At 68.8% G+C, this 22,044-nt stretch carries 24 protein-coding genes and 1 tRNA gene; 16 read left to right on the plus strand and 9 right to left on the minus strand.

All coding sequences use genetic code 11. From position 1 onward, the window contains the following. Positions 1-12 precede the first annotated feature (12 nt). The 8 genes from VFR90_RS04520 to VFR90_RS04555 all read left to right on the plus strand — a co-directional run bounded on the left by VFR90_RS04520 (position 13) and on the right by VFR90_RS04555 (position 6,855). On the plus strand, positions 13-942 hold the full coding sequence (locus tag VFR90_RS04520; protein WP_326404885.1) for a polyprenyl synthetase family protein: 930 nt from the start codon (positions 13-15) through the stop codon (positions 940-942). A 35-nt stretch (positions 943-977) separates the two neighbouring features. Next, positions 978-1,054: transfer RNA gene (locus VFR90_RS04525), tRNA-Pro, on the plus strand. Positions 1,055-1,188: 134 nt separating this feature from the next. Beyond that, the gene (gene pilB / locus VFR90_RS04530; RefSeq protein WP_326404886.1) at positions 1,189-2,910 is read left to right on the plus strand and encodes a type IV-A pilus assembly ATPase PilB; all 1,722 of its coding nucleotides are present in this window, start codon (positions 1,189-1,191) and stop codon (positions 2,908-2,910) included. A gap of 50 nt (positions 2,911-2,960) precedes the next feature. Then, positions 2,961-4,193: a type II secretion system F family protein gene (locus VFR90_RS04535; RefSeq protein ID WP_326404856.1), complete on the plus strand. Its 1,233-nt coding sequence runs from the start codon at positions 2,961-2,963 to the stop codon at positions 4,191-4,193. Then, the gene (locus VFR90_RS04540) at positions 4,186-5,133 is read left to right on the plus strand and encodes a prepilin peptidase (RefSeq protein WP_326404858.1); all 948 of its coding nucleotides are present in this window, start codon (positions 4,186-4,188) and stop codon (positions 5,131-5,133) included. The genes VFR90_RS04535 and VFR90_RS04540 overlap by 8 nt, the downstream gene beginning before the upstream one ends. Before the next feature lie 8 nt (positions 5,134-5,141). Further along, positions 5,142-5,771 carry a dephospho-CoA kinase gene (gene coaE, locus VFR90_RS04545; protein WP_326404859.1) on the plus strand — a complete coding sequence of 210 codons (630 nt, stop codon included), beginning with the start codon at positions 5,142-5,144 and terminating at the stop codon, positions 5,769-5,771. A 72-nt stretch (positions 5,772-5,843) separates the two neighbouring features. After that, positions 5,844-6,599, plus strand: coding sequence for a cell division protein ZapD (zapD, locus tag VFR90_RS04550; RefSeq protein WP_326404860.1), 756 nt, complete (start codon positions 5,844-5,846; stop codon positions 6,597-6,599). Positions 6,600-6,636: 37 nt separating this feature from the next. Then, positions 6,637-6,855: a DNA gyrase inhibitor YacG gene (locus tag VFR90_RS04555; RefSeq protein WP_326404861.1), complete on the plus strand. Its 219-nt coding sequence runs from the start codon at positions 6,637-6,639 to the stop codon at positions 6,853-6,855. Here the strand turns inward: VFR90_RS04555 and VFR90_RS04560 are convergent. The 5 genes from VFR90_RS04560 to VFR90_RS04580 are packed head-to-tail and all read right to left on the minus strand — an operon-like array spanning position 6,780 to position 10,347. Next, positions 6,780-7,235 (minus strand): (deoxy)nucleoside triphosphate pyrophosphohydrolase, encoded by a 456-nt coding sequence (locus tag VFR90_RS04560; protein WP_326404862.1) that lies wholly within the window; start codon positions 7,233-7,235, stop codon positions 6,780-6,782. The two genes, VFR90_RS04555 and VFR90_RS04560, sit on opposite strands and share 76 nt — an antisense overlap. 49 nt (positions 7,236-7,284) lie before the next feature. After that, positions 7,285-8,172: an ATP-binding protein gene (locus VFR90_RS04565; protein WP_326404863.1), complete on the minus strand. Its 888-nt coding sequence runs from the start codon at positions 8,170-8,172 to the stop codon at positions 7,285-7,287. Beyond that, a complete protein-coding gene (gene pdeM / locus VFR90_RS04570; RefSeq protein ID WP_326404864.1) occupies positions 8,169-8,909 on the minus strand; it encodes a ligase-associated DNA damage response endonuclease PdeM in 741 nt (246 codons plus the stop codon). The genes VFR90_RS04565 and pdeM overlap by 4 nt, the downstream gene beginning before the upstream one ends. Before the next feature lie 23 nt (positions 8,910-8,932). After that, positions 8,933-9,607: a nucleoid occlusion factor SlmA gene (gene slmA, locus VFR90_RS04575; RefSeq protein ID WP_326404865.1), complete on the minus strand. Its 675-nt coding sequence runs from the start codon at positions 9,605-9,607 to the stop codon at positions 8,933-8,935. A 44-nt stretch (positions 9,608-9,651) separates the two neighbouring features. Further along, positions 9,652-10,347: a pyrimidine 5'-nucleotidase gene (locus VFR90_RS04580; protein ID WP_326404866.1), complete on the minus strand. Its 696-nt coding sequence runs from the start codon at positions 10,345-10,347 to the stop codon at positions 9,652-9,654. A 144-nt stretch (positions 10,348-10,491) separates the two neighbouring features. Here VFR90_RS04580 and VFR90_RS04585 point away from each other — a divergent pair, with 144 nt between their 5' ends. After that, on the plus strand, positions 10,492-11,697 hold the full coding sequence (locus VFR90_RS04585; protein WP_326404867.1) for a hypothetical protein: 1,206 nt from the start codon (positions 10,492-10,494) through the stop codon (positions 11,695-11,697). A gap of 10 nt (positions 11,698-11,707) precedes the next feature. Here VFR90_RS04585 and argB read toward each other — a convergent pair whose 3' ends face one another. Further along, a complete protein-coding gene (gene argB / locus VFR90_RS04590; RefSeq protein WP_326404869.1) occupies positions 11,708-12,613 on the minus strand; it encodes an acetylglutamate kinase in 906 nt (301 codons plus the stop codon). A 146-nt stretch (positions 12,614-12,759) separates the two neighbouring features. On the opposite strand from argB, the gene VFR90_RS04595 reads away from it, so the two are divergent. The 5 genes from VFR90_RS04595 to dmeF all read left to right on the plus strand — a co-directional run bounded on the left by VFR90_RS04595 (position 12,760) and on the right by dmeF (position 15,832). Further along, complete coding sequence (locus VFR90_RS04595) at positions 12,760-13,134, plus strand: hypothetical protein (protein ID WP_326404871.1); 375 nt, start codon at positions 12,760-12,762, stop codon at positions 13,132-13,134. 106 nt (positions 13,135-13,240) lie between these two features. Continuing rightward, complete coding sequence (locus VFR90_RS04600; RefSeq protein ID WP_326404872.1) at positions 13,241-13,906, plus strand: hypothetical protein; 666 nt, start codon at positions 13,241-13,243, stop codon at positions 13,904-13,906. Between the two features lie 20 nt (positions 13,907-13,926). After that, positions 13,927-14,268, plus strand: coding sequence for a heavy-metal-associated domain-containing protein (locus VFR90_RS04605; protein WP_326404873.1), 342 nt, complete (start codon positions 13,927-13,929; stop codon positions 14,266-14,268). Beyond that, positions 14,265-14,699, plus strand: a complete 435-nt coding sequence (locus tag VFR90_RS04610) for a hypothetical protein (protein WP_326404874.1) — start codon at positions 14,265-14,267, stop codon at positions 14,697-14,699. Before VFR90_RS04605 ends, VFR90_RS04610 begins: the two co-directional genes overlap by 4 nt. Before the next feature lie 53 nt (positions 14,700-14,752). Beyond that, positions 14,753-15,832, plus strand: coding sequence for a CDF family Co(II)/Ni(II) efflux transporter DmeF (dmeF, locus tag VFR90_RS04615; protein ID WP_326404875.1), 1,080 nt, complete (start codon positions 14,753-14,755; stop codon positions 15,830-15,832). A 46-nt stretch (positions 15,833-15,878) separates the two neighbouring features. Here the strand turns inward: dmeF and VFR90_RS04620 are convergent, their stop codons facing one another. Next, a complete protein-coding gene (locus VFR90_RS04620) occupies positions 15,879-17,885 on the minus strand; it encodes an SDR family oxidoreductase (protein ID WP_326404876.1) in 2,007 nt (668 codons plus the stop codon). 157 nt (positions 17,886-18,042) lie between these two features. On the opposite strand from VFR90_RS04620, the gene VFR90_RS04625 reads away from it, so the two are divergent. Then, positions 18,043-18,588: a phasin family protein gene (locus VFR90_RS04625; RefSeq protein ID WP_326404877.1), complete on the plus strand. Its 546-nt coding sequence runs from the start codon at positions 18,043-18,045 to the stop codon at positions 18,586-18,588. Between the two features lie 84 nt (positions 18,589-18,672). Here VFR90_RS04625 and VFR90_RS04630 read toward each other — a convergent pair whose 3' ends face one another. Together VFR90_RS04630 and VFR90_RS04635 are read right to left on the minus strand one after the other, a co-directional pair. Next, positions 18,673-19,797, minus strand: coding sequence for a YbdK family carboxylate-amine ligase (locus tag VFR90_RS04630; RefSeq protein WP_326404878.1), 1,125 nt, complete (start codon positions 19,795-19,797; stop codon positions 18,673-18,675). Positions 19,798-19,816: 19 nt separating this feature from the next. After that, positions 19,817-21,097, minus strand: coding sequence for a cation:proton antiporter (locus tag VFR90_RS04635; RefSeq protein ID WP_326404879.1), 1,281 nt, complete (start codon positions 21,095-21,097; stop codon positions 19,817-19,819). 150 nt (positions 21,098-21,247) lie between these two features. Between VFR90_RS04635 and htpG the strand changes: the two genes are divergently transcribed. After that, the coding region (gene htpG / locus VFR90_RS04640; protein ID WP_326404880.1) for a molecular chaperone HtpG at positions 21,248-22,044 on the plus strand (797 nt) is incomplete at its 3' end.

Raw genomic sequence — 22,044 nt, forward strand, 5'->3', positions numbered from 1 at the left:
CTGTCCGATGAAATGAAGGCGGTCGATGCCGTCATCGAACGCCGGCTCGGCTCGGACATCGCGTTGATCAACAGCATCGGCCGCTACATCGTCGGCGCCGGCGGCAAGCGAGTGCGGCCGATGCTCGTGCTGCTGTTCGCGCGCGCACTCGGCCAACAAGGGCCGCAGGCGCACGAGCTGGCCGCGATCGTGGAGTTCATCCACACCGCGACGTTGTTGCACGACGACGTGGTCGACGAGTCGTCGATGCGCCGCGGCCGGGCCACTGCCAATGCGCGCTTCGGCAATCCAGCCAGCGTGCTGGTCGGAGACTTCGTGTACTCGCGGGCCTTCCAGATGATGGTCGGGCTGGGTCGGCTCGACATCCTCGAGATCCTCGCCGACGCAACCAACGTGATCGCCGAGGGCGAAGTGCTTCAGCTGATGAACATGCACAACCCCGACATCACGGTCGAGGCCTATTTGCGTGTCATCCGCTTCAAGACCGCCAAGCTGTTCGAGGCAAGCGCACGGCTCGGCGCCATGCTCGCGAACGCCGAAGCGGGCGTGCAGGCGTCCTGTGCCGGCTACGGCCGTGCGGTCGGCACCGCGTTCCAGCTCGTCGATGACATGCTTGACTACACCGGCGCCACCGAGGCGATGGGCAAGAACATCGGCGACGACCTGCGAGAAGGCAAGCCGACGCTGCCGATGTTGCTGGCGATGGAGCGTGGCAGCGCCGAGCAGCGTGGGACGCTGCGCCACGCGATCGAGAACGGCGCGGTCGATCGGCTCGAGGTCGTCGTGGACATCGTTCGTTCCACCGGTGCACTCGAGGCGACTCTCGCTGCTGCGAAATCGGAAGTGGAGCAGGCGCGCAATGCAGTCCAGTCACTGCCAGCATCTCCGTACAAGGACGGTCTGATAGACTTCGCGTCCGCTTCGTTGGGCCGATCGTCCTGATCGAACCCTTTGCAAGCGCCGCGAGATGCGGCATTCGGGGTGTAGCTTAGCCTGGTAGAGCGCTACGTTCGGGACGTAGAGGCCGGAGGTTCGAATCCTCTCACCCCGACCAGTTTTCCTTCCGGTGCGATGCGGTCGCGTTGCTGTAAAAGCAGGCGACCGCCGTGAAACGCTGACATTTACAGCCCAAGGCGAATCCTCGATCATCCTTCGGTGGCTTCCCTGACACCCAGCGCCTCCGGCTTCATGGGCGACACCGTCGCCGACGCGCCGCAGACTTCGCTCTCCGGCGTCGCTCGTGTGCTGGTGCATGCCGGCAAGCTGAGCATCAAGACGGCCGAGGACCTCGTCCGCAACGCCAAGGAGCAAAAGCGCAGCTTCGTCTCGGCGGTGCTGACGTCCGGCGCGGTGAATCCGGCCGACCTCGCGCATACCTTGTCGAGCGTGCTGGCCGTACCCCTGCTCGACTTGAGTGCGGTCGATCCGCAACGCCTGCCGCGCAATGTCATCGATGCCAAGCTTGCGACGCAGTACCAGGTGCTGGTGCTCGGCAAGCGCGGCAACCGGCTCTTCATCGCCGGAGCCGACCCGACCGACCAGGAAGCGGCCGAGCGCATCAAATTCGCGACGCAGTTGACGCCCGAGTGGGTGATCGTCGAATACGACAAGTTGCTGCGCCTCGTCGATGCCGCGAGCGCGAGCGCTGCCGAGTCGCTCGAGGCGATGGTCTCCGGCGATTTCGAGTTCGATGTCACCGAAGACGATCCGACCGCCGCCGAAGCCGCCGAAGTCACCGCCGACGTCGAGGACGCGCCGGTCGTGCGCTTCTTGCAGAAGATGCTGATCGACGCGATCAACGCGCGCGCCTCGGATCTGCACTTCGAGCCCTTCGAGTACAACTATCGCGTGCGCTTCCGCGTCGATGGCGAACTGCGCGAGATCACGCAGCCCCCGATCGCGATCAAGGAAAAGCTGGCATCGCGCATCAAGGTCATCTCGCGGCTCGACATCGCGGAGAAGCGCGTGCCGCAGGACGGCCGCATGAAGCTGAAGTTCGGCAACAAGGCGATCGACTTCCGCGTCAGCACGTTGCCCACGTTGTTCGGCGAAAAGATCGTCGTGCGCATCCTCGATCCGTCGAGCGCGAAGCTCGGCATCGACGCGCTGGGCTACGAGAAGATCGAGAAAGAACGCCTGCTCGCCGCCATCAAGCGGCCCTACGGCATGGTGCTCGTGACGGGCCCGACCGGCTCGGGCAAGACGGTGTCGCTCTACACCTGTTTGAACATCCTCAACCAGCCCGGCGTGAACATCGCCACCGTCGAGGACCCGGCCGAAATCAACTTGCCGGGCGTGAACCAGGTCAACGTCAACGACAAGGCGGGACTGAATTTCGCGGTCGCGCTGCGTGCCTTCCTGCGACAGGATCCCGACATCATCATGGTCGGCGAGATCCGCGACCTCGAAACCGCCGACATCGCCATCAAGGCCGCGCAGACCGGCCATCTGGTGATGAGCACGCTGCACACCAACGACGCGCCCACCACGTTGACGCGGCTGATGAACATGGGCGTCGCGCCGTTCAACATCGCGTCCAGCGTGATCCTCATCACAGCGCAACGTCTCGCACGCCGCCTCTGCGAAAACTGCAAGGCGCCGGCCGATTACCCTCGCGAAGCGTTGCGGCGCGCGGGCTTCGCCGAGACCGATCTCGATGGCACCTGGAAGCCGTACCGCGCGGTCGGGTGTTCGAACTGCAGCAACGGCTACCGGGGGCGTGTCGGCATCTACCAGGTGATGCCGATCACCGATGAGATCCAGCGCATCATCCTTTCGCAGGGCAATGCGATGGATATCGCGGCGCAGGCGCATCGCGAAGGCGTGCGGGATCTGCGGCAGTCGGGCCTGGCGAAGGTGCGCAGCGGATCGACGACGCTGGAAGAGGTGATCTCGGTCACCAACGAGTGATGGTTGTCGAGCCGGGCTGACCGGCCCGGCCAAGGAAAGTCGGAGAGCCCATGGCCACAGCAGCAGCCGCCGCCGGCAACGCACGCACCGCGAAGGAATTCGTCTTCGAGTGGGAAGGCAAGGACAAGAACGGCAAGCTCGTTCGCGGCGAGATGCGCGCGGGCGGGGAAGCGATGGTCAGCTCCAGCCTGCGCCGCCAGGGCATCCTCGTCAGCAAGGTGAAGAAGCGCCGGATGAGCGGCGGCAAGGCGATCAAGCAGAAGGACATCGCCATCTTCACGCGCCAGATCGCGACGATGATGCGCGCCGGCGTGCCGCTGCTGCAATCGTTCGACATCGTCGCGCGCGGCAGCACCAACCCGCGGGTCACCAAGCTGCTGACCGACATCCGCTCCGACATCGAGACCGGCACGAGCCTGTCGGCCGCCTTTCGCAAGCACCCGCTGTACTTCGACGCGCTGTATTGCAACCTCGTCGAAGCCGGCGAGGCGGCCGGCATCCTGGAGACGCTGCTCGAGCGTCTCGCGACGTACCAGGAAAAGACGCTCGAGATCAAGCGCAAGATCAAGTCGGCGCTGATCTATCCGGTCGCGGTGCTGGTCGTCGCCTTCGTCGTGGTCGCGGTGATCATGATCTTCGTGATCCCGGCGTTCAAGGAAGTCTTCACCTCCTTCGGCGCCGACCTTCCCGCACCGACGCTGTTCGTGATGGGCATGTCCGAGATCTTCGTCTCGTACTGGTGGCTGATCTTCGGCGTGATCATCGGCGGCACCTACTTCTTCTTCCAGGCCTGGCGCCGCTCCGAGAAGATGCAGAAGGCGATGGACCGCCTGCTGCTGCGCATCCCGGTGTTCGGCCCGCTCGTCTACAAGTCCTCGGTCGCGCGCTGGACGCGCACGCTCGCGACGATGTTCGCCGCCGGCGTGCCGTTGGTCGAAGCGCTCGATTCGGTCGGGGGCGCCGCCGGCAACGCGGTGTTCGCCGAAGCGACCGAGCAGATCCAGAAGGACGTCTCGACGGGCACCGCGCTGACCACCTCGATGCAGGCCACCGGCATCTTCCCGATCATGGTGCTGCAGATGGCGAGCATCGGCGAGGAGTCAGGCGCGCTCGACCACATGCTGTCGAAGGCGGCCGAGATCTACGAGGCCGAAGTAGACGAAGCGGTGAAGGGCCTGTCGAGCCTGCTCGAACCGATCATCATCGTCGTGCTCGGTACGGTGATCGGCGGCATCGTCGTCTCGATGTACCTGCCGATCTTCAAGCTCGGCCAAGTTGTCTGATGCCCTGATGCCGGCCGGCGACCTGCTCGCCTTCTGGCTTTCGCCCTGGGTGCTGGGGCTGTTCGGTCTGGCGATCGGCAGCTTCCTCAACGTGGTGATCCACCGGCTGCCGCAGATGATGGAGCGCGGCTGGTGGGGCGAAATCGCCGCACAGTTGAAGGACGGCGAAGCCTGGCGGCGGCTCGGCGCGGAGCCGCCGCCGCCGGCGGTGCTGGCCACCGCGGGCGAGGCCGTCGAGCAGCGACTCGACGCGCTGCCGCCGCTCGGGCTCGCCCGGCCTCGCTCCGCCTGCCCGGTCTGCGGTCACAAGATCGCCTGGCACGAGAACCTGCCGCTGGTCGGGTGGCTGAGATTGCGCGGTCGCTGCAGCGCCTGCGGCGCGCCGATCTCGGCGCGCTACCCCGTCGTCGAGCTCGCGACCGGCGCATTGTTCTTCGCGCTCGCGATGCACTTCGGCCCGACGCCGGCCGCGCTCGTGTGGTGCGTCGCCGGTGCGCTGCTGGTCGCGATGACGATGATCGACATTGATACCCAGTACCTGCCCGACGACCTGACGCTGCCGCTGCTCGCGCTCGGCCTCTTCGCCGCTGGCCTCGGCTGGATCCCCGTCTCGATGAGCGACGCGGCCTGGGGCGCGCTCGCCGGCTGGTTTGGGCTGTGGGCGGTCAACGCGACGTTCAAGCTCGTGCGCGGCGTCGACGGCATGGGAGGCGGCGACTTCAAACTGCTCGCCGGGCTGGGCGCGCTGCTCGGCTGGAAAGTGCTGCCAGCGATCGTGCTGCTGTCGTCGGCGGTCGGTGCGGTGGTCGGCATCGCGCTGATCGCGCTGCGGCGCCACGGCTGGGCCAAGCCGCTGCCCTTCGGGCCGTATCTCGTCGGCGGTGGGCTTGCGGCGGTGTTCTTCGGCGACGCGCTGACGCGCCTTTACTTTCCCGGCTGAGCCGGCGCGTGGCTGTGCGACCGCTGCGCATCGGCCTGACCGGCGGCATCGGCAGCGGCAAGAGCGTCGCGGCGGCCCGGCTGGTCGCGCTTGGCGCGGCGCTGGTCGATACCGACGCGATTGCGCGCGCGCTGACCTTGCCCGGTGGCGCCGCGATCAACGCGCTGCGCAGCGCGTTCGGCGACGTCGCCATCGCCCCCGATGGCGCCCTCGACCGCAGCTGGATGCGCGAGCGCGCCTTCGCCGACGCCGGCGTGCTCCGCCGCCTCGAAGCGATCCTGCATCCTCTGATCAACATCGAAGCCCAGGCGCAGGCCGCGGCCTGCACGGCCGGTGTCGTCGTGTTCGACGTGCCGCTGTTGGTGGGGCCGGCGGGTGATGTGTCAGGAGCCTGGCGCCAGCGCGTTCACCGCATCCTCGTCATCGACTGCCCGCACGAAATGCAGATCGAGCGCGTGCTGCGCCGCCCCGGCTGGACGCGCGAGGCCGTCGAGCGCGTGATCGCCCAGCAGGCCACGCGCGAGCAACGGCGCGCGGTGGCCGATGCGGTGGTCGACAACGCGCACGACGACCTCGACGCGCTGCACGCGCGCATCGATGCGATCTGGGCCCGCTGGACTTCCGCGGCGCCCGACTGACGCGGACCGCTCGGACCCCTGTGGAAGAATCGATCGGCCCGACCCCGGTCGCACCACCGCGAGAGTCCGAGCGTGATCCTCTACGAGTACCCGTTCAACGAAGGCATCCGCACGATGCTTCGGCTCGAACCGCTGTTCGAGCGACTGCAGCTGCTGGTCGCGCGCGAGTCGGCGATCGACCACCACCTCGCGATCGCGACGCTGTTCGAGATCATCGACGTCGCCTCGCGCGCCGACTTGAAGAGCGACCTGCTGCAGGAGCTGGAGCGTCACCGGGGCCAGCTCGCCGGCTACCGCGGCAATCCGTCGATCTCCGAGGCGACGCTCGACCAGGTGCTGGGCCGGCTCGACGAGACCCACGCTGCGCTGCACGCGCTGCCCGGCAAGGCGGGCGCGACGCTGACCGCGAACGAATGGCTGATGGCGGTGCGCAGCCGCATCAGCATTCCCGGCGGCACCTGCGAATTCGATCTGCCGGCCTACCACGCCTGGCGCCACGAGAGCAGCGAACGCCGGCAGGCCGACCTGCGCACCTGGGCCGCGACGCTGCTGCCGCTGGCCGATGCGCTGCAAGTGCTGCTCGGCCTGCTGCGCGAATCCGGCATGCCGCACAAGGTGCTCGCAACCAACGGCGTCTATCAGCAGAGCCTGCCGGCCGGCAAGAGCTTCCAGCTGATGCGGGTGCGTCTGGACGAGACCACCGGCCTCGTGCCCGAGATCTCCGGCCACCGCCTGATGGTCGCGGTGCGGCTGATGCGCGCCGACGCGGAAGGCAAGCTTCGGCCGATCGCGCTCGACGCCACCTTCGAGCTGACGCTTTGCGCCTGAGCATGGCTGTGCGCATGCGCCTTGCCGGCTTGCGGTGATGAGTTCGAGCGCGACCCCCGCCCGCCGCGTCCGCTGCCCCGGCTGCAGCAAACCGTGTGACTACGCCGCCACCAACCCGAACCGGCCGTTCTGCAGCACGCGCTGCAAGCTCGGCGACCTCGGCGCCTGGGCGGAGGAGCGCTACCGCGTCGAGGCGGCGCCGCCGCGCGAAGACGACGACCCGGCCGACGGCGAGCCGAGCCGCACGCCTTCGTAGCCGCGCTCGTCGGCGAGCCGGTCGAGCACCGGCAGGGCGCCCTTGAGCACCGGGGCGACCTGCACCGGCAGCGTCTGCCAGCTCGATTGCTGCTGCTCGCGCATGTCAAGCACGCCCTGCCACGCGCGCACCTTGCAGAAGTGCAGCCGCACCCGCGCATGCGGGTAGTCGACGAGCTCGACGCGCCAGGGCTCGGCCGGCCCGATCACGAGGCCGATCTCCTCGATCAGCTCGCGGCGCAGTGCCTGCTCGACCGTCTCGCCCGGCTCCAGCTTGCCGCCCGGGAACTCCCACTCGCCGGCGCAGACCTTGCCCGCGGGGCGCGAGGTCATCAGGAAGCGGCCTGCGTCGTCGAGGAGGATGCCGACCGCGACGTCCACCGGAACGCGCGTGTCCGGATCCACCGTGTCGACCGGCCGGCGCTGCGGTTCACCCACCTGCACGCCCCGCGACATCGCGCGCGAACTGCCACGCCACGCGACCCGAGCGCGAGCCCCGCTCCAGCGCCCAGACCAGCGCCTCGGGCCGCGCCGCTTCAATCTGCGCCTCGTCGAACCCGAAGCCCCGCAACCACTGCGCGACGATCGCCAGGTACTCGGCCTGGCTGAACGGATAGAAGCTCAGCCACAGCCCGAAGCGTTCCGACAACGAGATCTTTTCCTCGACCACTTCGCCCGGATGCACTTCGCCGTCGTCGGTGTGCGTGTAACTGAGGTTCTCCTTCATGTACTCGGGCAGCAGGTGGCGCCGGTTCGAGGTCGCGACGATCAGCAGGTTGTCGCCCGCCTGCGCGACCGAGCCGTCGAGGATCGACTTCAGCGCCTTGTAGCCCGGCTCGCCTTCGTCGAAGCTCAGGTCGTCGCAGTAGACGAAGAAGCGCTCGGGGCGGTGCGCGATCGCATCGGCGAGATCGGGCAGGTCCACCAGATCGGCCTTGTCCACCTCGATCAGCCGCAAGCCCTGCGGCGCGAACTCGTTCAGGCAGGCCTTGATCAGCGACGACTTGCCGGTGCCGCGCGCGCCCGTCAGCAGGACGTTGTTCGCCGGCCGGCCCTCGACGAACTGGCGTGTGTTGCGCAGCAGCCGTTCCTTCTGTGCGTCGACCTCGCGCAGCTGTCCGAGCCGGATCGGCGCGACGTGCTTCACCGGCTCGAGCCAGCCGCCCCCGACGAGCGTGCCGCGGCGGCGGTAGCGGAACGCGATCGACGCGGACCAGTCCGGCGCGGCGATCGAGGCGCGGCCCGCCGCCGGCAGCAGCGCTTCGAGTCGCGCGAGCAGCGCTTCGGCGCGCAGGAACAGGTCGTCGGCAGCGGTCATCGAGTCAAGTTCGAAGCGGAGGGCTGGGCACGCCGGGGCCATTCGACGACGCGGCCGTCGCCGATCAGCCAGACGCGGTCGCCGGCCGCCGCGTCGATCGGGTGCTTGCCGGTGAAGCTGCCGAAGGCGGGCAGGATGCCGACCGGCCGCGCTGCCGCGTCGCCGAACCAGAAGCAGGGCAAACGCAGCCGGTCGCCTGCGCGCGAGGCGATCGAGGCGCAGGGATGCCAGTGGCCGGCGAGCACGTAGGCGCCTGCCACCGGCTGCGGGTGGTGGCACAGCGCGAGGCCGGGCAGGCCGGGGAGGAAATGCGGCTCGTCGACGACCTCGATCGCCGCGGAAGCCGGCGGATCGCCGGCGTGCGCGTCGTGGTTGCCGCGCACCAGCGTCACCGCGAGATCGGCATGCGCGGCGCGCCAGCGTGCGAGCGCGCCCAGCGTCGATGCGCAGTGCGCGTGTGCCGAGTGCAGGAAGTCGCCGAGCACGACGATGCGCGCGGCGCCGCAGGCCCGCGCCAGCGCGCCGAGCCGGTCGAGCGATTCGCTGCTCGTGCCGCGCGGCACCGGCACGCCGAAGCGGCGAAAGCTCGCCGCCTTGCCGAGGTGCACGTCGGCGACCAGCAGCGTGCGCTGCTCGGGCAGCCAGACCGCGAGTTCGGGCAGCAGTACGAGCCGCGCGCCGCCGACGCGGTGCTCGCAACCGACGGCCTGGGGATGAGGCGACAGCACCGCCGACATGCGACAACCCGGACGCGGCCGGATCAGATGAGCTGCGCGAGCGCCGCGTCGAGGTGTTCGGTCGGCACGCGCTTGAAGCCCGAACGGGCGAAACGCTGGATGCGCCCGAGCGCGAAGCTCGCGACGACCGAGGCGCGCGCCTGCGCGTCGGCCGTCGGCGTGGCCGAGCCGTCGGCATCGCCGGCGCTCTTCAGCGCCTGGCGAAGCTGCGACTCGAAGCGGTCGAAGAACTGGTTCATCCGCGCGGTCAGGCGTTCGTTCTCGAACACCAGCGCGTCGCCTGCCATCACGCGGCTCATGCCGGGGTTTTTCTCGGCGAACTGCAGCAGCACGGTGAGCATCAGCCGGGCCTGCTCGCGCGCCGCGAGATCGCGCTGCTGGACCTGGTTGACGAGCGTGAAGACGCTCGATTCGATGAACTCGATCAGGCCCTCGAACATCTGCGCCTTGCTCGCGAAGTGGCGGTAGAGAGCGGCCTCGCTCACTTCGAGCTTGGCCGCGAGGCCGGCGGTGGTGATGCGTTCGGCACCGGGCTGTTCGAGCATCTGGGCGAGCGTGTGCAGGATCTGCACGCGCCGCTCGCCAGGCTTGGGACGGCGGCGGGCCGGCTGCGCGTCGGCCGGCGGCTCGGCGCCCTCGACCTCATCTTCGGGGCCGAGAGGGTCGCTGGAAGGATCACCGAGGGGTTGGTCTGCCATGGCCGCGATCGCCTCGGCGGGCGCCTGCTGAAAGGAGGTCGGGGTCAGATCGACAGGCCGTGCAAGGCCCGAAGCGCCCGGATTCTTGCATGGACGTACGCGGGCCGGCGGCGCAAGCGCGCGCCAACTTCAGGGCCGTGCGCGTTGCGCTTCAGGTGTGCTTGCATCCACACCGTCGCAAGCCCGACCGAGCGCGCCGCGCGCTGATGCGCGAGCGTGTCCTCGACCAGCACGCAGCGGCTCGCCGGCAGCTTCAAGCGTGCGAGCAGCCGCCGGAACATCCGCGAGTCGGGCTTGGGTCGTGTCGTCCCGAACATGCGCATGTGATCGATGCCGATCACGGCTTCGAAGCTGCGCGCGAGACCGATGCGCCTCAACACGCGGACCGCGTACGCCGAATGCGCGTTGGTGACGAGGATCTTGCGGCCCGCGAGCTCGCGGACCGCCCGTACGTCGCGCCGGTCCCAGCGCAGCGCGGCCTGCAGCTCGGGCAGACGGTGCGCGGCCTCGATGAAGTCGCGCGCCTTGACGCCGTGCAGTCGCTCGAGTCCGGACAGCGTCGCGCCGAAGCGCCGCCAGTAGTCGCGCCGCAAACGGTCGGCCTCGGCCTCGTCGACGGCCAGCGCTTCGGCGATGAACGCGTTCATCGACGCGTCGAGCAGCGCCATCACCCGGTGCGAGGCGTCGTGCAGCGTGTTGTCGAGGTCGAACAGCCAAGCGCGGGCGCTTGAAGGTCGCATGTCGCTTGAAGAAGTGGCGGGCGGTCGTCGAGGCTTGCCTATGACCCGGTGGACGTCCTGCGACGGCCGGCGCGCCAGTTTCGGTCCTCTCGCCGCCTCTTCGCCGCCCTTCGGCCGAGCGAGGCCGCCTGTCCGTAGGCTTCGGTGATCGCGCGGTCGCAGTTCGACCCGCAAGAGCTTCCCTTGAAAAAGATTTCGCCATCGCAAGCCGCCGCGTATTCCACCGCTCCTGGTTCCAGCGGCCTGCAGAACACCGGTCGTCCTGCAGCGCAGGCGAGCGCCTCGACGTCCGCGTCGAACTCCCTCACCGCAGGACCGCCTGCACGACGGGTGTCGATGGCATCGTCGGCCTCGCCCTTTGCAGGGCGGAGAAACGCCTTGTTGAAGAACCCGACCGGTCCCTTCCACGGCATGCCTCCCGCGAAGATCGGCAACCCGGGCACGATCAGGGCAGAGCACTGGCGCGAATTCGCGGGGCCCGGGTTCGACGAAAAGAAATACGAGCGGCAGATGAAACTCCAGATCGGCTGGGATTTCAAGTTCCGCTCCGATGAATACGACAGCGACAGCGAAGATGGAGAGTTCGACAACGTTCCGAAGACCTCGCTCGCGAAGCTGCTCGAATCGATGGATCCCCAGGCCAGAGCCGAGCGCTTCGAGTCGAAGACGAACGATCTGAAGGAAAACTTCGTCAAGATCGCCGTCGCCAAGGCGGTCGTGCAGTTCACGCAATTGGAATATCTGGAGCGCTTCGGCGCTCGCGACAATCCGGGCGTCTGCGCCGGCTTGTCTCTGCTCTGGCTTCAATCGGGCATCGCCAACCCGTCGATGTCGTCGCAGGAGCGGATCGATTTCCTGAGTTCGAGCGAAGAGACCGCCAATGCGATCCGTTTGCAAAGCGACGTCGGCAAGGTGCAGCTCGAAATGCCGTTTCGCCGGTACCACTCGTACAAGGAGATCGCCGAATCATCGAGCTACTTGCAGGGCATCAAGTTGGGCAAACTGCTGTTGTGCAAAGGCGGTCCCGATATAACGCTCTCCGATCTGGCGGACCAGATAAGCGCGCGCTTGCTGCACGCCCGCGCTGGGCAGCATCATCTGATCGACATCTACCCGATGCCGCACGCGTGGGCCTGTGAAAAGGCGGGCGACCGCTTCCGGATCTTCGAGTCCAACGCGGGAGTCTTCGAGGCCGCATCCGAAGAGCTGCCTGAATTGGTCGCCGCGCTGCTGATGAATCACATCGATTCGCTCATCGAACAAAACGGTCAGCCTTTGAAGAGCCTGATTGAAAAGGCTTACATCCGCGTCTTGCCCGTGTTCCGGTCGACCGATTCGGCCGAAGCCTGATGCTTCGGCGTCAGTGCGAACGGATCATCGTTCCATAGGCCTTGTCGGTCAGGATCTCCAGCAGCATCGCGTGCGGCACCCGCCCGTCGACCACGTGCACCGCGTTCACGCCGCTCTTGGCCGCGTCGATCGCGCCGGCCAGCTTGGGCAGCATGCCGCCGGAGATCGTGCCGTCCTCGATCAGCTCGTCGATCTGCCGCGCGCTCAGCTCGGTGAGCAGCTCGCCCTGCTTGTCGAGCACGCCCTTGATGTTGGTCAGCATCACGAGCTTCTCGGCCTTGAGCACCGTGGCCAGCTTGGCGGCGACCAGATCGGCGTTGATGTTGTAGCTCTCGTTGTGCTCGCCGAAGCCGATCGGGCTGATGACCGGGATGAACTGGTCGTCCTGCAGCGCCTTCACGACGCTCGGGTCGATCGCGGTGATCTCGCCGACCGCACCCACGTCGTGCCGCTTGCTCGGGTCGTCCTTGTCGACCAGCTTGAGCTGTTGGGCACGGATCAGTCCGCCGTCGCGGCCGGTCAGTCCCACGGCCTTGCCGCCGGCGGCGTTGATCAGGCCGACGATGTCCTGCTGCACCTCGCCCGCGAGCACCCATTCGACGACTTCCATCGTCTCCTCGTCGGTCACCCGCATGCCCTGCACGAAGCTGCCCTTCTTGCCGATCTTGGCCAGCGCGTCGTCGATCTGCGGCCCGCCGCCATGCACGACGATCGGGTTCATGCCCACCAGCTTCAACAGCACGATGTCCTCGGCGAAATCGGCCTGCAGCGCCGGGTCGGTCATTGCATTGCCGCCGTACTTGATCACCAGCGTCTTGCCGTGGAAGCGGCGGATATAGGGCAGCGCCTGCGCCAGGATCTCGGCCTGCTCGCGCGGCGCGATGTGCGTCAGGTCGGGGGTCGCGGCGTCGGCCATGGCGCGGGCTCCGGCAGGGTGGTTGGCGAGGCGCCGGATTCTAGGTTTGGCCTTCGCCGTCAAGGGCTTCACGTACGCCGGCTGCGGGGATGCCGCGAAGTCGGGATTGGGCCCGGCCCGGCCTGCGCGCTCCTAGACTCCAGGCCATGCGTCGCACCTCCTGGATCCTCGTGCTGATGCTCGCGTTGCTGCCGCTGCGCGGGTGGGCACTGGCCGGCATGGGGCTGGGGCTGCCGACGGCGGCGCAAGCGACGCAGGCCGCGGCGCTGCAGGGCGAAGCGACGGCCGCGATGCCTTGTCATACGGCAGCAGCCGACGCGGCGGACGGCGGCGCCGCGCCGGCGGCGTCGACCACCTGCCAGGCCTGCGACGCCTGCCATACCGCGCTGGCGATGCCGCCGGCCGTCGAGTTGCCTGCCACGCCGCCACTGCGCGATGTGCCGGCGCGCTCGATCCACCGCGACACCGGCCGCGCGCTGATCGACGGGCTCGAACGCCCGCCTCGAAGCTTCCTCGCCTGACGAGGCCCTGGTCGCGGCTGCCTGCGGGCGGCGCGCCGGCCTCGTCGTCGACGCCGTGCCGGCGGGCTCCGCCGCCGGTCCCACCGACGATCCCGCGAGGACTTCCATGCTTTCACCTCCGAGGCCGCGCCGCCGATGGCGCCGCCTGTTCGCACTTGGGGCGCTGCTGATCTGCGGCTTCGCGCAAGCCGCGCCGATGGGCTTCGCCGGCAGCCAGATGGTGATGGGCGACTTCGGCCCCAACTGGCGCGAGGCCTGGGTCAACCATGCCTTCACCGCGCGCGACGCCGCCGGCGCGGGCAGCCTGTGGATGCGCAGCGACGACGAGCGCCTCACGCGCGAAGCCGTCGAGCTCACCTACACCCGGCTGCTCGCGCGCTGGAACCTGCCGCATGCGCAGGCGAACGCCTGGTTCGTCGGCGGCCTCGGCGGCGTGCGCGGCAACGACTTCACCGGCACCCGCACGCTGTTCGCGCCCGGCTTCCAGCTGGATTACGAGACCACGCGCGTCTACGTGGCGGCCTTCGGCCGGCTGTTCCGCGCCGAAGGCCTGAAGCACGACTACGGCGCGGTGCGCGCGGGCTTCTCGTTCTACGAGGCCGAGTACGAGGAGACGCAGCCGTGGCTCATCGTCGAGGCGCGGCGCATGCGCGGGCTGTCGGAAAAGACCGAGATCACGCCGATGGTCCGGCTCATCCACAAGAGCTATTTCGTCGAGGCGGGCGTCAGCATCGAAGGCCAGGCCCGCCTCAGCTTCATGTACACCTTCTGAATCGAAAGGACATCTTCATCATGCGTTCCATCCAAAAGCTCGCGCTGGCCTGCACGCTGGCGCTCGCCTCGATCGCGGCCCAGGCCGCGACGCCCTCGACCACCAAGCTCACCGTCAACGGCATGGTCTGCGCGTTCTGCGCGCAGGGCATCGAGAAGCGCCTCGGCGCGCTGCCGACCACGCAGGCGGTCTACGTCAACCTCGGGCAGAAGATCGTCGCGGTGCAGGCCAAAGACGGCCAGACGAACGACGTCGACAAGCTGCGCGCCGAGGTCAAGGAAGCCGGCTACGACGTGGTGAAGGTCGAGACGGTCGACCAGCCGATCGACGCGATCCGCGCCGCGGCCAAGGCGAAGAAGTGAGCGCGGCCGCATCGACACGAGCCGGCGAAGACGGCGGCGACGGCCAGGCCCGGCTGCGCGCCGGCGCATGGAGCTCGCTGGCCGCGCTGCTCGCCTCGGGCGGCACCCTGGTGTGCTGCGCGCTGCCGGCGCTGCTGGTGGCCGCCGGTGCCGGCGCGGCGCTGTCGTCGCTGGTCGCCGCGGTGCCGCAGCTGGTGTGGCTGAGCGAGCACAAGGCCGCGGTGTTCGGTGCGGCCGGCGCCATGCTCGCGGCCGCCGGTGCACTGCAGTGGCGCAACCGCGGCGCGCCGTGCCCGGTCGACCCGGCGCTGCGCGCGGCCTGCCTGCGCACGCGCGCGTGGTCGTGGCGGACGTGGCTGGCGTCGGTCGTGGTGTTCGCGATCGGCGGCGCGTTCGCCTTTGCGCTGCCGTGGCTCGCAAGCCGCGGCTGAACGCGGCCCGGCCGGGCGTGCGGCCATCGCCGCTTCGATAAGCTGGCGCGGCGATGGCCGATCACGCCCCCGAGCACACCCACGACCTCAGCCCCTGGCAGCACGCGCATGCCTTCGGCGCCGACCGCGGCGCCTCCGAGCGCCGCACGCGCTGGGTCATCGCGATTACGCTGGCGACGATGGTCGCGGAGATCGGCGCCGGCATGTGGTGGCATTCGATGGCGCTGCTGGCCGACGGTTGGCACATGGGCACGCACGCGGCGGCCATCGGCGTGGCCGCGCTGAGCTACGCGCTCGCGCGTCGCTGGGCGGGCGACGCGCGCTTCTCGCTCGGGCCGTGGAAGGTCGAGGTGCTGGGCGCCTACACCAGCGCGGTGCTGCTCGGCGTCGTCGCGCTCGGCATCGCGGTGGAATCGGCGCTGCGCTTGTGGACGCCGCAGGCGGTGGCCTACGACGAGTCGCTGCTCGTCGCAGGTCTGGGGCTGGTCGTCAACGCGGTGTGCGCGAAGCTGCTGCACGCGGGCCACGGCCACGGCCAGGCGCATGCGGCTGCGCATCGGCACGCCCACGGCCCTGCGTCGCACGACGGTGCCGCGCATGATCACGAGCACCAACATCAGCACGAGCCCCCGCACGCCGACGACCACGGCGCCGACCTGAACCTGCGCGCCGCCTACCTTCATGTGCTCGCCGACGCGGCGACCTCGGTGCTCGCGATCGCCGCGCTGCTCGCGGGCAAGTTCTTCGCGTGGACCTGGCTCGACCCGGCCGTCGGTCTGCTCGGCGCGGTGCTGATCGCGGTGTGGTCGATCGGCCTGCTGCGCCGCACCTCGACGATCCTGCTCGACCGCGAGATGGACGACCCGGTCGCCGACCGCGTGCGCGAACGCCTCGAAGCCGATGGCGACGCGCGCGTGGCCGACCTGCACCTGAGCCGCGTCAGCGACACCTGCTTTTCCGCGCACGTGACGCTGGTGGCCGACGTCCCCCTCAGCGCCGACGTCTACCGCGAGCGGCTGCGCGACATCCCGTCGCTCGCACATGTCTCGGTCGAAGTGAACCGCTGCCGCGGCAGCGAGCGGGCCGACGCCCGTGTGTCGGCCTGCAAGCCGGCGAAGGTCGAGCCGGGCTGAGTCGGCTCGAGTCCACGACGCCAGCCGCCGTCAGGTGGCCCGCGTGTCAGAAGTGGATGCCCCGCATCATCTGCTGCATCGCCACCGCCTCGGCGCTCAGCTGGGGCTTCGCGCTCTTGTCGCCCTTCGCCGCGGCACTGTCCGGGAACATGCGGAAGCTCGTGTTCATCACGATCTGGGCGACGCGCGGCGCCGCCGCGTGCAGCAGCTCGCCGGTGATGCCCATGCGCGTCGCGATGCGCACCGGCTTGTTGATGCAGGCGTTGGCGATCATCTCGGCCGCCTCCTCGGGCGCGAGCGTCGGCACGTTCTTGTAGATCGCGGTGGGCGCGATCATCGGCGTGCGCACCAGCGGCATGTTGATCGTGGTGAAGGTGATGCCGGTGTCGGCGTACTCGCTGGACGCGCAGCGCGTCCACGCATCGAGCGCGGCCTTGCTCGCGACGTAGGCCGAGAAGCGTGGCGCGTTCGTCAGCACCCCGATCGAGCTGATGTTCACGACGTGGCCGCGCTTTTTCTGCACCATCCCGGGCAGTAGCCCCATCGTCACCCGCAGGCAGCCAAAGTAGTTCAGGTCCATCGTCCGCTGGAAGTCGTGGAAGCGGTCGTAGCTGTTCTCGATCGCGCGGCGGATCGAGCGGCCGGCGTTGTTGATCAGGAAGTCGACGCCGCCGTGCTCGGCCGTCAGCTGCTCGATGAAGGCCTTGCAGCTGGCCTCCTCGGCGATGTCGACCGAGTAGCTGTGCACCGTCGCGGCCTTGCCGGCGAAGGCCTTGATCTCCTTCACGGCTTCGTCGAGCTTGTCGGCATCGCGCGCGCAGATCACCGTGATCGCGCCGGCCTCGGCGAACTTGCAGGCGGCCGCCAGGCCGATGCCCGACGAGCCGCCGGTCACCAGCACCACTTTGCCCGCGACCGTGCCGCGCAGGCTGCGGTCGATGAACAGTGCCGGGTCGAGGTGGCGCTCCCAGTAGTCCCACAGGCGCCAGGCGTAGTCGCGCAGGTTCGGGCATTCGATGCCGCTGCCCTTCAGCGCCGCGAGCGTGCCGCGGCAATCGAAGCGGGTCGGGTAGTTGACGAAGGTCAGCATGTCCTCGGGCAGGCCCAGGTCCTTCAGCACGGCGGCACGCACGCGGCGCACCGGCGCGAGTGCCATCAGGCCCTTCTTCAAGCTCTTGGGAATGAAGCCGAGCAGCGCGGCGTTGACGAACAGGTTCATCTTCGGCGCGTGCGCGGCGCGGCTGAAGATGTCGAGCACGTCGCCGACGCGGTAGCCGACCGGATCGACGAGATGGAAGCATTGGCGGTCCAGCTCGATCTTCGCGTGGCTGATGTGATCGAGCGCCGCGACGACGAAGTCCACCGGCACGATGTTCACCCGGCCGCCTTCGAGGCCGACGCTCGGCATCCATGGCGGCAGGATCTGCCGCATGCGCTGGATCAGCTTGAAGAAGTAGTAGGGCCCGTCGATCTTGTCCATCTCGCCGGTGGTGGAGTCGCCGACCACCATCGCGGGCCGGTACACCGTCCACGGCGTCTTCGATTCCTTGCGCACGATCTTCTCGGACTCGTGCTTGGTCGCGAAGTACGGGTGGTCGAGGCCCTCCGCCTCGTCGAACATGTCTTCGCGGAACACGCCTTCGTAAAGGCCGGCCGCGGCGATCGAGCTGACGTGGTGCAGGTGGCCGGCCTGCACCGCCTGCGCGAACTCGACGACATGCCGCGTGCCTTCGACGTTGACCGCGATCTGCGACTCCTCGTCGGCGCTCAGGTCGTAGATCGCCGCGAGGTGGTAGACCGCATCGACCTGACCCTTGAGCGACTTCAGATCGTCGGCCGCGACACCCAGCTTCTTCGCCGCGAGGTCGCCGTAGACCGGCACCGCCCGGCTCGTCGCGTTGCCCGCCAGACCCCAGTACGCGCGCAACTCGGCGAGCTTGCCTTCGCTTTCCTTGCGCAACAGGAAGTGCACCGTCGCGCCCTTGCGTTCGAGCAAGCGCTTGACGAGCCGTTTGCCGATGAAGCCGGTCGCACCGGTGACGAAGTAGCGCATGGAACCTCCTCGATGGGCGTTGTGATCGAGCCGCGCCGATTCTTGTCGGCGCTCCGAGCACGCGCTGCTAGGGAAAGGCCCCTACTGCTTTAGGCTGCGGCCTCCATGGCCGGCTCCTAAATTTCGCGCCTCGTTCACTCGTGCGGAGCACATCGCCATGGTCAAGAAGCTGCAGAAGATCGCCGACAAGAAGGCCGCCACCGGCGGCGCACCCAACATGGCCCAGCTGTTCGACAGCCAGCTCGCCAGCTCGATCAAGGATTCGGCGGCGCAGATCTGGCAGGCCGGCCTCGGCGCCTTCGCGAAGGCGCAGGGCGAGGGCAGCAAGGTGTTCGACTCGCTGGTCAAGGAAGGCATGTCGATCCAGCGCAAGACGCAGGCGGTGGCCGAGGAGAAGCTCGGCGAGGTCAGCGGCCGCATGACCAAGCTGTCCGAGGAAGTGCAGAACAAGGCCGGCCAGCACTGGGACAAGCTCGAAGCGATCTTCGAGGAGCGCGTCGCCAAGGCGATGGGCCGGCTCGGCGTGCCGACGGCCAAGGAGATGGCCGAGCTGGGCAAGCGCGTCGCCGCGCTCGAGGGCCGCCGCGCGGCACCGGTGAAGAAGGCGGCGGCCAAGAGCGGCGCGAAGACTCCCGCCAAGAGGGCGCCGGTAGGCAAGGCCGCCGTCAAGCGCGCGCCCGCGAAGCGGGCCAGCGCAGCCTGAAGCCGACCAGCGGCGACGGGTCCGGCTTCGCCGGTGCGTGCGGGGCGCCCCTTGAGGGGAGCGGCGAAGCCGCAACGGGGTGGGTCAGTCGAGCCAGCGCCGCGCCGCGGCCTCGACCACCGCGGCCAGCGGCAACGGCGCGCCGCGCGCCGGCTGGCGCAGCTGGCGCAGCCAGTGCGCATCGTTGCCGTCGAACAGCGACTCGCGCAGCGCTTGCGTCGCATCGAGCGCCTCCAGGTCGAGCGCATGCTCGTCGAGGCGCGCGATGCTGCGCAGGATGTCGTCGCGCAAGCGCGTGCGCTGCTTGGTCTTCGGGTCGACGATCTCGCCGTCGAGCCCGAAGCGGCAGGCCTGGAAGCGGTTGAAGGTGTAGACGAGGTAGTCGTCCTCGGTCGGCTCGAAGGGCCGCTCCTCCACCAGCTGGCGGCACAGGCACTGCAGGTAGCAGGCGAGCGCCGCCGCCTTGTCGACCGACAACGGCGTGTCGCACACGCGCAGCTCGATCGTGCCGAACTCGGGCTTGGGCCGGATGTCCCAGTAGAAGTCCTTCATCGACTGCACGACGCCGGTGGCCGTCATCTTGTCGAAGAAGCTGCCGAATTCCTCCCAGCTGCGCACGAAGGGCGCGCGGCCCGACAGCGGGAACGCGAACACCGAGTTGAGCCGTGCCGAGTCGAAGCCGGTGTCCTGCCCTTGCACGAACGGGGAGGACGCGGACAGCGCGATGAAGTGCGGCACGTAGCGCGAGAGCGCGTGCAGCAGCCACAGCGCCTTGTCGCCGTCGGGGCAGCCGACGTGCACGTGCTGGCCGAACACGGTGAACTGCTTGGCGAGGTAGCCGTAGAGCTCGCTGATGTAGTGGAAGCGTTCGCCGGGGAAGATCTTCTGCTGGCTCCAGTGCTGGTAGGCGTGCGTGCCGCCGCCGGCGATCGCGATGTTCAGCTTCTTCGCGGCGGCGGCGAGCTGCTTGCGCATGTCGCGCAGCTCGGCCTGCAGCGGCGCGTGGCGGCGCTGGATCGAGCTGCCGATCTCGATCATCGAGCGCGTGATCTCCGGCTTGATGTCCCAGGCGCCGGTGTGCTTGGTGGTCTCGCGCAGCAGGTCTTCGGCTTGCGGTGCGAGGTCGAAGTCGTGGGTGCTGAGGAGCTGCAGTTCGAGCTCGACGCCGAGCGTCAGCGGCTCGGATGGGGTGAAGGCTTGCAGCGCCATCGTTTGTCCTCGAGAAGCGTCAGCTCGACGCGGCTTCGCGCACCGCGCGACGCAGCGCAAGCTCGATCCAGATCGGCCCGCTCAGCTGCATCAGCGTCGTCGCGATCCACAAGGCCTGCAGCAGGCCGGCCTCGAGCTGCGGGGTGTCGGCCGGCCAGCCGAAGGTGGTGGCCGACAGCAGCAGCGTCGACGAGGCCATGGGCTGCAGCGCCAGCGCGAGCGCGAGCGACTGGCGCGTGCCCAGGCCGCTCGGCCGCGCGAGCGTGACCACCGCGACGAGCTTGCCCGCCGCGCGCGCGAGCACGATCGCGAGCACCCAGATCCACAGCGTCGTCACGTTCTCGACCGTGCTCAGCAAGCCGATGCTCACGAAGAGCAGCACGGTAAGCGCCGCACCCGCGGTGCCGAGATGCGGCTCGACGGTGAGGCTGTGGCCCATGCGGTCACGCGCCAGGACGCCGGCCACCAGCAGCGCCAGCAGCGGCGACAAGGCCCATTGCGCCGCCAGGAAGGCGCCGAGCACGAGCAGGCCGATCTGCAGCACCGCGCTCGCCGAGGTGCGCCGCATCGGCTTCGAGAGCCAGGTCAGAAGCAGGCCGATCGCCGCACCGAGCAGGAAGGAGCCGCTCAGCACAACCACGCCGTTGACCAGCGCGCTGACCCATTCGGTGGCGATCGGCGCGTCGGCCAGCGCGATCACGCGCCAGGTTTTCAGGGCGAGGACCGCGAGCACGCCGCTGACGGCGGTCATCATCAGCAGACGCTCGGTGACCTGGCCGCGCGGCTCGGCGTCGTGCACCGCCGCCATCACGATCACCGGCGAGGTCGCCATCGCGACCGCACCGGCGAACGCGGCCGACAGCGCCGGCACGCCGAGCATGATCAGCACCCCCGTCACCGCGACGCCTGCGAGCAGGCCCTCGGCAACGCATTGCAGCGCGAGCAGCGGGTTGTCCAGCAGCCAGCGCGGACGGATGCGCGTGCCGAGTTCGAAGACCAGCACGCCGACCGCGAGATCGAGCAGCGGCTTCCAGGGGTCGAGGTCGGTGCGCTCAAGCAGCCGCAGGAACAGCGGGCTCGCCGCGACGCCGACCAGCATGTGACCGCAGGCGCGCGGCAACCGCGTGAAGCGCCGCACCGCTTCGCCGACCACCACCGCGACGATCACCAGCAGCGCGATGCCGAGCACCGGGTCGGCGCGACGCAGGCCTTCGAGCGTCCACAGCGGCACGCTCTCCGCACCTGGCGCGGAGGCGGCCAGCCGGGCGGCGAAGTTTTGCGTGGCGACGACCGGATCCATGGATTGCGCGGGCACAAAAAAAGGAGCCGCACCATAGCCGCGAAATCAGGACACGTCTGTCAGCGGATGCCTTGAACTGCTTCGATGCGCCCCCAGAATCCTCGCCGCCGCACCGGCTTTCGACGACTTCACCCGCACGAGATCGACGACATGAGCAAGCAGACCCTTTCCTTCCAGGCCGAAGTGCAGCAGCTGCTGCACCTGGTGACGCACTCGCTGTATTCGAACAAGGAGATCTTCCTGCGCGAGCTGATCTCCAACGCCTCGGACGCCTGCGATCGCCTGCGCTACGCCGCTCTGACCGAGCCAGGCCTGCTGGGCGACGATCCCGAGCTGAAGATCGTCCTGGTGCCCGATCAGGTAGCGGGCACGCTCACGGTGATCGACAACGGCATCGGCATGAACCGGGACGATCTGGCCGACAATCTCGGCACCATCGCCCGCTCCGGCACCCAGCGGTTCGTCGAGCAGCTGAGCGGCGACAACGCCTCGGATCTGAACCTGATCGGCCAGTTCGGCGTCGGCTTCTATTCCGCATTCATGGTCGCGAGCGAGGTCGAGGTCGTCTCGCGTCGGGCCGGCGAGGAGCACGCCTGGCGCTGGCGATCCGACGGCCGCAGCGGCTTCACCATCGAGGCGGCGGACGCGGCGCCGCGCGGCACCACGGTGATCCTGCACCTGCGCGACGACGCCAAGGAGTTCCTCGACGAGTGGCGCCTGCGCCAGGTCGTGCGAAACTACTCGGACCACATCGCCGTGCCGATCCTCCTCCAGACCGCGGCCAAGCCGGACGGGGAGGCCAAGGACGGCGCGGCGTCGAAGGCGCCCGAGCAGATCAACGAGGGCAACGCCCTTTGGACCCGCTCGAAGTCGGACATCACCGACGAGCAGTACAAGGAGTTCTATCATCACGTCGCGCACGCGTTCGACGACCCCTGGGCGCGTCT

Source organism: Methylibium sp. (assembly GCF_035762065.1).
Taxonomy (GTDB): domain Bacteria; phylum Pseudomonadota; class Gammaproteobacteria; order Burkholderiales; family Burkholderiaceae_C; genus Methylibium.